This is a genomic window from Chlamydia buteonis, from assembly GCF_900634605.1.
Taxonomy (GTDB): Bacteria; Chlamydiota; Chlamydiia; order Chlamydiales; family Chlamydiaceae; genus Chlamydia; species Chlamydia buteonis.
Genome location: NZ_CAAAFM010000002.1, coordinates 61,502 through 74,866, shown reverse-complemented (window position 1 = coordinate 74,866; position 13,365 = coordinate 61,502). Strand labels below are relative to the sequence as shown.

Here is a 13,365-nt window from a genome sequence, read left to right as displayed (position 1 = left end):
TCTGCTACATTTTAAGGAATTTTGTGGTATTAAGTCTTTCTAATTCTATTCACCAAACACTTCTATCTTTACCAAACCAAAGTTCTCTTCTTTTCAATGCAGAAAGAGATGCTACTATATTACAAAAAAAAGTTGCTATTTTCATTGAGCAAAGCTCTTCGTCTTATATTTTAGCGATTATACTTTTGATGAGTACTATGATAGGGGGAAGTGTAGTTGTTGCTTTTGGATGTATTTCCTTGAGTCTTCCTGAAATGATTGGAGGGGCGACTGTGATGGTTGCATCTTTGGTCTGTATATTTTTACTAATTAGCATGATTTATCTGATCAAGTGCTTACCGTCTAAAATACAACAAACAATCACTCTCGTGAATAACAAAACGTCGTCACTTTCTTCTTTTCAGCTACTTCAAAATGCCTATTCAAAACTGATTTACTCAATTATAGACAAGGAACAACGCATAGAACAGCTAAAACAAGAAGAACACCACTTACTACTCAGATTGCAAAGATGGCAAAAAATTGCTCATGCAACTCAGGAAATGCATTCTTCTTCGTTGAATAACCATAATTTAATAAGTTGATTTTCATTGTAATGATACTCTCACCCACATCTTCAGAAAATAAAACCATTCTTCTCATTCCCTGGGATGACTATCGCACGAGTCTAATATTACGTACTACAGTTTGTTTTACTATAGCAGTACTCACGTGTTTAGGATCGATTGCTTTGATGAGCTATGCTATAATCAATGGAAATTGGTTATTTTTTGGAATGAGCTTAGGCATAATTCTCTTGCTCATTTCCGTTGCTCTTATTTTGGATTTACCGGTAAAAAATAAGTTTTTTGGAACTACATTAACTAACGAAATTTCTCAAGATATATCGAATGTAGGTGTAGAATCTATTGAAAAATTTCGTGTTGCATTCGCTAATATACGCAATACATTTATTCCAAATATGCGAGATTTGCATAACAAGCTATTAAATGACTACCAGACGGTTATCTCTAAAAAAGAAGATCAAATCCGCAATCTCTCTAGCAGTCTAGATTCCCTGGTGCGTAATAAACAGCAAGAGTTGTCAAGCTGGATAGAAAGGAATCCCAACGCTTATCAAACCCAAATATTACGAGAGCAGTTAAATCGTTGGAATTCTTACGAACAAAAAGGCATCCCCGTACGCAACAGGATACCTTCTTGCTAATGCTTTATTATGAATATTCCGTTAGGTCATATTCTACCAATGAAACTAATCGCATTTGCATTTCCACTAAATAATTAAGAATTTCCTGACAATTGCTAGATACGTTATACAAAATATCAATTATCTGGTCTGAGAATATCTCAATCCGTTGTTTTCCTGCTTTAAGCTCCTTAAAGAGATTTTCAGTGCGAGCAATATCTTCTTTCATACGTAGTATATCATTTCGATAGGAGCGAAGGACTTTGTTTACATCTTCATTTAAAATGAAATAATCTTCCTCATTCATTTTTGTTGGCTTTGCCGACCACATAGTCTCGAGAGCACGTTTACCAGAAGGACTCCACCCATCACCAAATGCTAGATCATCTTCCTCTAAATATTGAGAATAATTACCTATCAAAACTTCCCCTCTTTGATCTTTTTGCCGTCTTTCTCGCGAAGCTTGTATACCTTGAGCTACCAGCTCATCAAATCCTGCTGTATCGCTCAATAATCCTGCGCGATCACCAGCAGGAACTTGAGGATAGTATATCCCTTCCTCTAAAGCATTCTTATTATCCGAAAGTTGAAGTAAGGTTTTTTCTAAACTATCAGCACGTCTCTGATAACTTTGACTTGCATATTTGTATTTAAACTCTATTTCATCAAGATGTTCATTTAACATCTGTAAAGTATCACGGACTTTGTTGTAATCCTCATAAAAATCTTTATGATCCAAGGTCATTCTTTGATCAGTTTGTAACGAATTTTTCAACATTCCCATAAGAACATGTTGATGACGGGTCATATCTTTAAGCGCATCAATATCTATTTCCGATTTTAAATCATTGAGTAACTGTTTTTTGTTTGTCTTGGATCTCTTTAATATTGTTTTTATTGCATAAGATAATCCCAGAATTGCTAAACCTATTCCTATCGCTGATGCAATAATTAACGGAAGAGCCTGTATTCCCCCAGGAATTAATGCAGCAATAACACCAACAGCAGCAATACCTCCAGCTACTAAACCTAGAGTAACTCCAGCATGAACTTTCGACATACTCTTACTTAGTTGCTGTAATTTTAAAGAAAAGACACCGCCACCCTTCGACAACTTAGATACAATACTATTTCCTAATTTGATCAAGAGATCATTCTTCCTTATAGCAGTTGGATAACTATCCTCGCTTTGTGCGAAATCTTCTTCAGAATAGACTTCTTGGCGTCCTTCTAGTAAACCTGTACAAATGATATAATCTCCGGTAATCCGGTCTAAGTTTTCAATAAGTTCAAGTCCTTCTTCTCTGTCCATTTGTTTTAAGACGCTTTTTTCATGCTTACCTATGCGCATGTTTAAATTAGCAAACCTATCCACCATCTTATTGTACTTAGGCCAAATGCTTCCCTGTGTCTGATTTCTTACCTCTATCTCCTCAGATTTTTCTTGGATTAAGATATTCTGACGCTTCTTCTCGACAGCGGCCCTTTTCACACTATTAGCCAAAGAGTTTATAGAAGTAAAAAGCATACTTCCTCCTATACCGAGAAAAACTCCTCCTAAGGCCATAGAAATAGGCAAACCTATGGGAGTTGCTACTACAAGAAACACAGAAGAAACTACAGATAAAATAGCGAGTATAATTCCCACAATCTGAAGAGCTCTGGCAGCTTTAGGATTATTATCTAGAAAGGATTTCCCAATCTCGATCTGGTTTAACCTAGGGCTTTGATATATTGGATGTTGTTCAGACATAATTAAAATAAAAATAAAAGTAATGATTAATCATATAATTAATTATCCAACCGGAATCAATTAACTACAAAATTAAATAGATAAACTATCGAATTAACAAAATTCATAGACAGAAAAAAACAGATAGAACCCAATGACCTTCTATCTCTTGCGCATAAATCTAATGCTCTAAATGCATTTTAGGGTGCTGGTGATGGGGCCGGTGGAGTTGTTGTTCCACCACCATTAGCGGTTGTAGAGTCTGAAGCATTAGCAATAATGATAGCTCCTACGATCATAGCAATCACAGTAACAACCATGGTACATACAGAAATACTTGTATGCGTACGACGCTTAGCAACACATGAGGAGCATGGCCAGTCTGTTTCTGAGGAGTCACAACTATACTGCTTTGCAGTTAGATAGCTATTTATGTTTGTATTTCCTGCCGCTGAAGTCACGCCATAATAATTATCGGTAGGCGTATTGCTAGTAAGTTGACCTTGCTTGTCAGAAGAATTGGGTTTAGGATTTTGAGCCGAATCTTGTTGGCTTTGTTCGTTACGAGAGTTTCTTCGTCCATTTGATGCTTTTTGAGCTCGCACCTGAGAATTTACTGACGAATTACGTCTAACCTTAACAGCTGCAGCTTTTTCGACATCATAACGTAATGTCGAGGTAATTTTCCCGCCTCTGGGGATTTTATTTTCTTTTACTCGAGCTTCTAGAGCTTCTCTCGAAGATTTTCTCTTTGCAATTCTTTGCTCTCTAGCTAAATCTTGTATCAGCTTATTTCTCTCTTCTTGAGAAACTACTTTTACATCAGGACGAACAAAAATAGGTAATACAGGACCGTCTTTTATATTGTGAACAACTCGAATCTCTTCTTTGTTGTCTGGAGAGACCTTTGGATCTCTATTCACAATTATTGTTTTTAGCAAAGACCTAGGTGTCTCACTATGAGGAGCTGCGCGAACTAATGTACCAACTCTTTTTCTAAGTTTAGCTTTTTCTCTTGCTGACAAGTTAGGTATAGAACAAGCGGACTGATTATTTGCTTGAACAGTTTGTTCACAATTACGAAATTTATTGTATCTTCGTGAATATTTCCCACCGCGAGTTAAAAGATTTTCTGTTCCATGCTGAACAAGTTCTTCACAGCAAAGGTCGATACTCTGCTTAAGTTGTTGAGCCAGAACACGTTGCTCTGCCTTACGTTCTTGAGTCTTTGAACGATATTGCTCTTTAAAAGCAAGGTGTTGTTTCTTACGTTCTTGACAACGAGCTCTTTGTTCCTTTCCGAACTTATTGGCGAATAAGGCCGCAATTTTATCGAATTTTTTAGGCTGACTTGCTACATCTTTAGTATTTTTTTGCTCTTCAGAGGCTTCCTTTAATATCTTCTTTGCAAGCCTACGTTCTTGTATCTTGTGAATTCTTATCTCTTTCTTGCTTTTTGGACTTTCCAAAGCAACTAAAGAAGCTTCAGAATACGCGGAGCTAACTTCAAAAGGAGCAACTGTAGCACTTGCGTAACCGACAGAGTGAGTGAAAGTTAACAAAATGGAAAGCATTGCAAGTTGCGAAGTACGCTTAGAACTCATCATGCTGCTATAATCTCCTAGATCAGCCTATGAGATCACCATAACAACAATAGGACTTTTTTCACAACTTGGACTTGCAAATCTTTTATAGAGATTGATAGTTAATGAATTTGTGATTCCCAATTCTTAATGTAAGCAAGAAGTTGGTCTTTTTCTGGGTAGTTTGTCAGGAAACTTCGTGCTTCTAAAGACATACCGAGATGGACAATTTTATTTATTAAATTTAAATGACTTTTGTCTTGAGATGCGAAAAGGAAAAACAAAACACTCACTGGCTTTCCGTCAAGAGCACCAAAGTCAATACTGTTTGATAGGAACATAGGAACAACAACATCGTAGTACGCGTTGATTAAAAAGTCTTTAGCATGAGGAAGGGCTATTCCTTCTCCGATACCTGTGGACATCAGACTTTCTCGATAAGTAAGCATTTCGAAAAGAACACTCGCGTCAAGATTAAATTTCTCAGCTATGTATGAAGAAGCGTATTGCAAAGCTTCGGCTTTATTTTTTACCGCTACGTTGCGAATAACGCCCCCACGATAAATGGCTTTATATAAACTATACTTCAAAGACAGGTCACGAAAATCTTTGTCTGTTTTTTCTTCTTTTTCTAATCCTAGTAGCGCTTGATTATTTAGGATCCAATCTTCTATTTCTTCTCGATTAAATCTATGTTCATTATTCATACTGTAACTGGGGATAGCTCCCTCATCTAGCCACCGACGGACCGTATTTTCAGAAATATCCAATAAAGAAGCTAGCTCTTCTAATTTCAAATCCATAACACTACATTCCTAAAAACACATTCATAACTTCTTCAATAGTTGTCACTTGGAGCAACTTTTGACGTCGAGATTCATCTCTGAGCGAAAGAGTCAATATAGATAACAATTTGAGATACTCAGCTTGAGCATTATCCGGCCCCCCTATCAGAAATACCAAACGCACTAAAGCCCCATCTATAGCATCCCAGAGAATTCCTTGAGGGTGGATACCGATAGCGATAAAAAAGTCAGAACAACTAGGCAATTTACCGTGTGGAATTGCCACGCCCATACCAATACCGGTAGACATAATATTTTCACGAGTCACAAGCGCTTGAAAAAATTCTTCTTTATTCTCAAGTAAACCGGCAGTACTAGCAAGATCCGTAAGATCTTGGAGAATCTCATCCCGCGAGGCTTTATTCAAAAACATAATCAAGTTGGGAGATAAAAGAGAAAACAAGGAAAAATCAGGTTGACTCTCGCAATAGAAAGGCATGTTACTTCTCTCCGGTATGCCCAAAACCTCTACTTCCCCGAGACGTTGTCGTTAGTCCTTCTTCTTGATCCACGGCTATAAACTTTGCCTGGACTACGGGAGCAACTACAGCTTGAGCAATGCGCATCTTGGGTTCGATAATAAAAGTACTCTCTCCAAAATTGGCAAGTATAATGCAAACTTCGCCACGATAATCGGCATCAATTGTTCCCGGAGAATTAACAACCATAATCCCATGCTTCAGTGCCAATCCGCTGCGTGGACGTACCTGAACTTCATAGCCTTGTGGGATCTGCATTTTTATTCCTGTAGGAACCAGTACACGTTGTCCTGGCAAGACAGCAATCGGCTCTTCAATATTAGCTCGAAGATCTGCTCCGGAAGCACCTTCGGTAGCATATTCTGGAAGACCTACTCCAGATTCTAATTCACATAATATAGTCATAATAGGAACAGCGCCGTGGTTACTACGAGTAGCGGGTATGATGTTTCATTCACTGTCATCTGTCAATAAAAAAATTTCTTTAAGCGTCTTGGATAGATCCCTAGGAGCTTTATCCTGGCCGCCAGTGTATTCTTGAGAACAAAAGTAATCAAGTAAACTCTGCAAAGTACTCTTTAATTGTTTTCTCTCTACCACTTTATCAATCATTCCGTGTTCGAGAAGAAATTCAGATTTTTGAGCACCTTCAGGAAGATCTTCACCTATCACTTGAGCAACAACCCGAGGACCGGCAAAGCAAATAAGAGCTTTGGGTTCTGCAATAATTACATCACCTAAAGAAGCAAAAGAAGCTGTAACCCCTCCGGACGTAGGATTAGTCAACACGGAGATATAAGGCAGACCAGCTTCGTGTAACTTTGCTAATGCCGCAGATGTTTTTGCCATTTGCATTAAAGAGAACACTGATTCTTGCATCCGAGCACCTCCCGAAGCACATACAATAATCACGGGGAGCTTGGATTCTACAGCTTTTTCTATAAGGCGCGTCAACTTTTCACCAACCACAGCACCCATAGAGCCTGCCATAAAATTAAAATCCATAACAGCCAAAGCCACAGGATGCTCTCCTATGGTACAAATACCCACGAGAACGCCTTCGCTTTCTGTGTTATCTTTTCTAGCTTTAGCCAAACGATTTGCGTAGGTGTCAGTATCGACAAACTTTAGAGGATCTTGTGATTTTAGACTTGTGTACAAAGGACGCCAAGAATCTTTGTCAGTGAGCAATTTGATGCGCTCAGTTGCGGTAATACGATAGTGGTAAGAGCACTTAGGACAACAATTAAAATTTTGTCCTAATTCATTTGCATGAATCATTTCATGGCAATGCGTGCATTTTAACCACCCGCTAAAACCATCAGCTTTTATCTTTTGCACTTTAATCTTAGGTTTATCGTAAGAAAATAAACGCACAAGCTACCCAATCCAATTTTTTAGCATAAGCAATTTTAAATTAAAGTTATTAACTCTTCAATTAAAAATACTCTTTTAATTAGTTATCTCAGAAAATCTTTTTTCAATATATCCCCAATTAATTACTTGAGGAATTGCTTTTAAATAATCTAATCTAACATTTTTATACTGGAGGTAATACGCATGCTCCCAGACATCTACTCCGAGAAGAGGCACCTTACCAGTGGTTGCTTCTAGAGGATCCTGGTTTACTGTTGCGTGTAGCATAAGCTCCTGTTTTTCGGGACAAAAAGCTAGCCAAGCCCATCCGGAACCCTGAATCGGAGCGGCGAATTTAATAAATTCTTTTAAAAAGTTATCGAAAGTTCCCCAGAACTTCTCAATAAGCTTAAGTAAGCCGTGTTTTGGAGGGACTCCTCCGCCTTGACCTATCGGGGCGAGCATTTCCCAAAATAAGGAGTGGTTAATATGCCCTCCGCCATTAAATCGTATAGTCGGCTCCAAAGAAATCAGTCGCGTAAGGTCTTGTTGTACATCAGCCAGATCTAACTTCTTCAAAGCCTCATTCAAATTATTTATATAACCTTGATGATGCTTTTGATGATGTAGATGCATAATCTCGGTACTAATTACTGGCTCTAGAGCAGAATAATCATAGGGCAATTGGGGCAAAGTATAGGGCACAAAGGTCATAAGGAAGTCCTTCATATCTGTCTTGAGTTATATCAAGAACGTTGTTTGGTGATATTCTTTTTCATCGATGTATTTTTGCTTTCGCCTCTAAAAACAAGAGATCCTGGAACAAAAATAACCAATTTTCTATTTTGTCAGTGTAGATGCGCTGAAGATATTACTACAAGCTGATTTTAATTTTATTCTTCCGACTCTATAGAGAAAAATTTCTCTTTAAATTCAGCAATAAACTTCTCTAATTGTTCCATGCTCTCCTCTTCTCTCTGTCTTTGCTCTTTTTTACTGCCTGTGATTACTTCGTAATGATTTACAAGCTCAAAATAGAGTTTGATTTTAGGTTCTGTGCCTGAAGGACGAACGATAATTTTTCCTCCATTTTGATAATAATAACACAACATGGCCATCTTAGGGAGGGTCAATTTATATGTAGTCCCGGAGGTAATATTGATTCCTATTCCTTGATAATAATTTTCAAATGTGTCAACGGAATATCCTCTTAAGGACATTGTGGAAGGATCGAGCATTGCCAACTTTTCTATATGTGATTTCATTACACTTTCTTTTCCTTCTTCAAAAGACAACGAAAGCGTTTTATTCATGAAATATCCATGGGTTTCATATAAGTCTAAAATAGCATCTCGAAGCGTTTTTCCTTGGAGCTTCTGATGCAAAGCCGCCTCTGTAATTAATGCCGACGTACTCATAGCATCTTTATCTTCTACATGTGTGCCATACAGGTAACCGTAAGATTCTTCGGCACCAAATATGTATCTTACTACACTCCCTCGCCAAGCTTCTATTTTCTCACCGATATATTTAAATCCTGTCCCTACATTCACGATATCACCACCATAAAATTTTACGATTGCAGCGAGCATCTCTGTAGTTACTAAACTTTTAACTACTTTATCCTCCTTTCCTAAAGGAACGCGAGCAGACAAAGCACGTAAAATATGATCTGCAAGCAAACAGGCTATTTGATTTCCGTTAAATATATAGGGTTGCTTCTCATGCAAACACACAACTCCTAACCGGTCTGCATCAGGGTCTGTAGCTATAAAAATATCATCTTGATTTTTTATCATTTGCTCAATACCCAAAGTGAGTGCTTCAGGATCTTCAGGGTTGGGCAAGTGTACTGTGGGGAAATCGCCATCAGGAATAGCCTGTTTTTCAACAAGCTTGACCATAGGGAAACTCCAATCTCTTAAAACTCGAGGAATCATGGCGACTCCTGTTCCATGTAGTGGAGAATAGCTTACATGGATCGCTTGTCCAGAAATACGATTATCTTCAGGATAGAGCTGCAGTTTATGCACAGTTTCGACATACATTTGCTCATATTCCTCCCCTATAAAATGAATATAAGGATCTTGTAATGAGCCAACGATTGCAATCTCCTCTATATGTGCGGATGCGTGCATAATTTCCTGATCCAAAGGTGGGAGTACCTGTCCTCCCGATGCCATGTACACTTTATACCCGTTATACTCTGGAGGATTATGAGAAGCTGTAATCATTACTCCTGCCAAAGCTTGTTCTGCTCTTAAAGTGAAAGAGACAAGAGCCAAAGGTTCAGGGTTCTTAAATATGAGAACGTGAATTTTATTTCCTGCTAAAACCTTAGCAGTCTCTTGAGCAAAATCGAAAGAATTATGGCGCGTATCATAGCCTATAACCACGCGAATGGGATCTCCAGAATGGGGATTATGTTTTTTTAATACTTGAGCCAATCCCTGAGTAGCACGTCTTACAGTAAAAACATTGATTCTATTGGTACCTAATCCCATAGGGCTCCGCAGCCCACCTGTACCAAAGGAAAGAGTCGTTCCGAATAGCTCTTCAAGACGTTGTGGATCATTTTTTAGAAGCTCAGCTATGGTATCCTTATCTTTTTTATTACAATCGTTAGATAACCAAGTAAGGATATTCTTTGTTGTTATGGGGCTGCAAAGAGCTTCTATTTTCTGCTGAAGATACTGCATAAAAGTTCCTAAACACAAATCGCAATTTTATGTCGTCATAACATAAAAATAGCTCTAGGCAAACAATTTCGTGCATTTAAAAGAAGGAAATTTCTTTAAGAAATTGGAATCCCTGCAGAAGAGAAAGAAAGAAGCAAGGCTGTTTCGTTTGCTTGAGGAAAATAAAGCTCTGTAGGATAACATCCGGTAAAAAAGACTCCCTGCCCTATCTTCTCTCCGGATAAACATAGAAGTAGCTGACAATCTTCTTCTCTCTCTACAATTTTATCTCCGGGGAAAACCCAAAAATCCCCAACCAAAGATAATCGTGGCCGATGAACAAGATTGGCGGCAAAAACATCCAACCTCCGCTTTTTAACTAAAGTGGACACTTGGGGAAGGGAACGGAATATATTTTCTCTCCAGCGCACATCTTTTGTATTTTTAGACACTGATTCTACGAAATGTTTTAGTTTTATTTCTAAAGCAAAACACTCATTACTAGAGACCAGATCTTCGAATAATATACTACCTTGATTTTGAAAATGGCGCAGGTGTTCTAAATGTAGAACGAACCTCATACTCATCCATTTAAGAGAATTCTACCAAAAGTACTATAGACTTTAAGCCCTTTTCCGCCTATAAAAAAACTCCGACAACTAATGCGTTATATATTAATAGGGCAACATTTCATAATTTTATGAATAATCTGATCAATATTAAAGAAGTTGAAGCTAAATTAAATTTTACATTTACTCAACCGAAACTCTTAGTTACAGCTCTCACTCACCCTTCTTATAGGAACGAGACTGCAACTATTACCGAAGACAGCGAGCGTTTGGAATTCTTAGGAGACGCCGTGTTATGTTTAATCGTAACTGAACACTTATTCCTATTATTCCCCTCTATGGATGAGGGAACTTTGTCCACGGCACGCGCAGCTTTGATAAATGCTGTTTCTTGCTGTCAATATACTGACGCATTAGGATTAGGAGAATATCTACTTATAGGTAAGGGGGAAAGAATTCAAAATGAACGAGGCAAAACTTCAGCCTATGCAAATTTATTCGAGGCTATTTTGGGTGCGGTGTATCTAGATGGCGGTTTAGCTCCAGCAAGACAAATCACTGTGCCTCTATTGCCTTCAAAAAAGGATATTCTTCCTCTCATGCTTGGGAATCCAAAAAACCGATTACAACAGCTCACACAAAAACAATTACGCACATTACCCGTATATCAATGTGAGTCGTGGACATCACAACAAGGTGCTTCAGGGTATCATATTCGCGTAATAGTTAATAATGAGGTTTGGGGTGAAGGATTTGCCTTATCAAAAAAAGAAGCAGAGAAACTAGCTGCTCAAAAAGCTTTAGACGCCCATGACTATGAAGATAAAAATACAATGGACTTGTAATGAATGTGGCACTCAGACTCCTAAATGGTTAGGTCAATGCCCAGGATGTTTACAATGGAATACATTAATTGAAGAACATGTTTCTCCTCATCAAAACAAGAAAAGGCTCGAACCGCAAGCAACCGCAGTATCCTTGAATACCGTAGAGCTGCGAGAGGAAGATCGTTTGTGTGTAGGAGATTCTGGATGGGACCGCATTTTAGGTGGGGGTGCCGTTCGAGGAAGTCTTACCCTATTAGGTGGAGACCCTGGAATAGGTAAGTCTACGTTACTTTTACAGACAGCAGCAAAATTCGCCTATCGCGGTCATAAAGTACTTTATGTTTGTGGTGAGGAGTCGGTAACGCAAACATCATTACGCGCACGTCGCTTAAAAATTTCTCATGCGAATATTTACCTTTTTCCTGAGACGAATCTTGATGATATCAAACAGCAAATAGCAACACTCAAGCCTGACATCTTAATTATTGACTCTATTCAGATTGTATTTACTCCTGCCTTACATTCTTCCCCAGGATCTGTAGCTCAAGTACGTGAAGTCACTTCTGAGCTGATGCACATTGCTAAGCAATCCCAAATCACAACTTTTGTTATTGGTCATGTAACAAAATCTGGAGAAATTGCAGGTCCTAGAGTCTTAGAACATCTTGTAGATACTGTTCTTTATTTTGAAGGGAACTCGCATGCAAATTATCGCATGATACGTTCTGTGAAAAATCGTTTCGGCCCCACAAACGAATTACTTATTTTATCTATGCATACTGAGGGTTTAAAGGAAGTCACTAATCCCTCTGGGCTATTTCTACAAGAAAAAATTACAGAAACCACAGGTTCTGCGATTATTCCTATTATTGAGGGTTCCGCAACCCTGTTAATTGAGATGCAAGCTTTAGCTTCATCTTCTCCTTTTGCAAATCCTATTAGAAAAACCTCAGGATTCGATCAAAATCGATTTTTATTACTCTTAGCTGTCCTAGAAAAGCGCGCTCAAATAAAATTACATACTGCTGATGTTTTTCTTTCCATAGCCGGGGGATTAAAAATTACTGAACCCGCTGCAGATTTAGGAGCAGGACTTGCTGTAGTCTCTTCTTTATATAATCGTCTTTCTCCCCAACATTACACATTTACTGGAGAGATAGGCCTAGGTGGCGAAATCCGCCACGTCACGCATTTAGAGAGGCGTCTTAAAGAAAGTAAACTCATGGGTTTTGAGGGTGCTGTAATTCCTGAAGGACAAATCGCAGGACTATCTTTAGAAATTAAAAATAGCTTAGATATTCGAGGGGTAAAAACTATAAAAGATGCTATCCGATTGTTACAATGATCCTTTTCTTTCTGATTTTTATTTAGGAAGACGTCCCTTACGCATAGCTTCTCGAAAGTCGACATTAGCACAAGCTCAGGTACATGAATGCGTGCGTCTGCTGCGTTCATGGTTTCCTAAACTTTGGATTCAAATACAAACGATAAGCACTCGCGGAGACAAAGACAAAACAACTCCCTTACGTCTTGTAGAGAATTCACAATTTTTCACAGATGCGGTAGACAAACTTGTCATTCGTGGCAATTGCCATCTTGCTGTACATTCTGCAAAAGATCTTCCTGACCCTCCTGCTACCCCTGTTGTAGCTATAACACAAGGTTTGGACCCATCAGATCTCTTAGTTTATGCGGAACGCTACTTATGGCAACGCTTTCCTAAAGTCCCTAGATTAGGCAGCTCTTCTTTACGTCGGGGAGAAACACTAAAAATGCTGTTTCCTAAAGGACGAGTTCTTGATATTCGTGGAACTATAGAAGAAAGGCTGGAACAGCTGGAAAAAGGAAAATATGACGCTATTGTTATTGCTAAAGCAGCTGTTCTCCGACTACATCTACATTTACCCTATACCAAAGTACTTCCTCCACCTTACCACCCTCTTCAAGGCCGATTAGCGATTACAGCAAGAAAAGATATAGAAGCCTGGAAAACATTTTTGCTTCCTATAAATACTGCAAACACATACCAGGAAACTCTCCTAAGCCCTAATTTAATCTGAAACTACGATTATCACCGCTTCTACAGCTTATTTTCTACTATTAAAATTAG

Annotated in this window: 14 protein-coding genes; 5 read left to right on the top strand and 9 right to left on the bottom strand. The window is 38.4% G+C overall.

Annotated elements, in window-relative coordinates:
- Positions 1–23 precede the first annotated feature (23 nt).
- Together E1N70_RS03755 and E1N70_RS03750 are read left to right on the top strand one after the other, a co-directional pair.
- Positions 24–584 (top strand): hypothetical protein, encoded by a 561-nt coding sequence (locus E1N70_RS03755; RefSeq protein WP_208638309.1) that lies wholly within the window; start codon positions 24–26, stop codon positions 582–584.
- A gap of 11 nt (positions 585–595) precedes the next feature.
- A complete protein-coding gene (locus E1N70_RS03750; protein ID WP_131744215.1) occupies positions 596–1,207 on the top strand; it encodes a hypothetical protein in 612 nt (203 codons plus the stop codon).
- A 7-nt stretch (positions 1,208–1,214) separates the two neighbouring features.
- Here E1N70_RS03750 and E1N70_RS03745 read toward each other — a convergent pair whose 3' ends face one another.
- The 9 genes from E1N70_RS03745 to E1N70_RS03705 form a co-directional block, all read right to left on the bottom strand.
- Positions 1,215–2,939: a stage II sporulation protein M gene (locus E1N70_RS03745; RefSeq protein WP_131744214.1), complete on the bottom strand. Its 1,725-nt coding sequence runs from the start codon at positions 2,937–2,939 to the stop codon at positions 1,215–1,217.
- A 179-nt stretch (positions 2,940–3,118) separates the two neighbouring features.
- Complete coding sequence (locus E1N70_RS03740) at positions 3,119–4,525, bottom strand: hypothetical protein (RefSeq protein WP_131744213.1); 1,407 nt, start codon at positions 4,523–4,525, stop codon at positions 3,119–3,121.
- A gap of 98 nt (positions 4,526–4,623) precedes the next feature.
- Complete coding sequence (locus E1N70_RS03735) at positions 4,624–5,304, bottom strand: PTS sugar transporter subunit IIA (RefSeq protein ID WP_131744212.1); 681 nt, start codon at positions 5,302–5,304, stop codon at positions 4,624–4,626.
- A gap of 4 nt (positions 5,305–5,308) precedes the next feature.
- On the bottom strand, positions 5,309–5,785 hold the full coding sequence (locus tag E1N70_RS03730) for a PTS sugar transporter subunit IIA (RefSeq protein WP_131744211.1): 477 nt from the start codon (positions 5,783–5,785) through the stop codon (positions 5,309–5,311).
- Between the two features lies 1 nt (position 5,786).
- Entirely contained in the window at positions 5,787–6,230 is a 444-nt protein-coding gene (gene dut, locus E1N70_RS03725; protein WP_131744210.1) for a dUTP diphosphatase, read from the bottom strand.
- A 45-nt stretch (positions 6,231–6,275) separates the two neighbouring features.
- A complete protein-coding gene (gene accD / locus E1N70_RS03720) occupies positions 6,276–7,202 on the bottom strand; it encodes an acetyl-CoA carboxylase, carboxyltransferase subunit beta (protein ID WP_131744209.1) in 927 nt (308 codons plus the stop codon).
- A gap of 75 nt (positions 7,203–7,277) precedes the next feature.
- Entirely contained in the window at positions 7,278–7,895 is a 618-nt protein-coding gene (locus E1N70_RS03715; protein ID WP_131744441.1) for a superoxide dismutase, read from the bottom strand.
- A gap of 179 nt (positions 7,896–8,074) precedes the next feature.
- A complete protein-coding gene (locus E1N70_RS03710; RefSeq protein ID WP_131744208.1) occupies positions 8,075–9,880 on the bottom strand; it encodes a phospho-sugar mutase in 1,806 nt (601 codons plus the stop codon).
- Between the two features lie 95 nt (positions 9,881–9,975).
- Positions 9,976–10,440 (bottom strand): DUF5070 domain-containing protein, encoded by a 465-nt coding sequence (locus E1N70_RS03705; protein ID WP_131744207.1) that lies wholly within the window; start codon positions 10,438–10,440, stop codon positions 9,976–9,978.
- A gap of 119 nt (positions 10,441–10,559) precedes the next feature.
- On the opposite strand from E1N70_RS03705, the gene rnc reads away from it, so the two are divergent.
- Genes rnc through E1N70_RS03690 form a run of 3 tightly spaced genes read left to right on the top strand, consistent with a single transcriptional unit; the run spans position 10,560 to position 13,315 of the window.
- Positions 10,560–11,273: a ribonuclease III gene (gene rnc / locus E1N70_RS03700; RefSeq protein ID WP_131744206.1), complete on the top strand. Its 714-nt coding sequence runs from the start codon at positions 10,560–10,562 to the stop codon at positions 11,271–11,273.
- Positions 11,239–12,600: a DNA repair protein RadA gene (radA, locus tag E1N70_RS03695; RefSeq protein ID WP_131744205.1), complete on the top strand. Its 1,362-nt coding sequence runs from the start codon at positions 11,239–11,241 to the stop codon at positions 12,598–12,600. Before rnc ends, radA begins: the two co-directional genes overlap by 35 nt.
- Complete coding sequence (locus E1N70_RS03690) at positions 12,578–13,315, top strand: hydroxymethylbilane synthase (RefSeq protein ID WP_131744204.1); 738 nt, start codon at positions 12,578–12,580, stop codon at positions 13,313–13,315. The genes radA and E1N70_RS03690 overlap by 23 nt, the downstream gene beginning before the upstream one ends.
- The last annotated feature ends 50 nt before the right edge of the window (positions 13,316–13,365 follow it).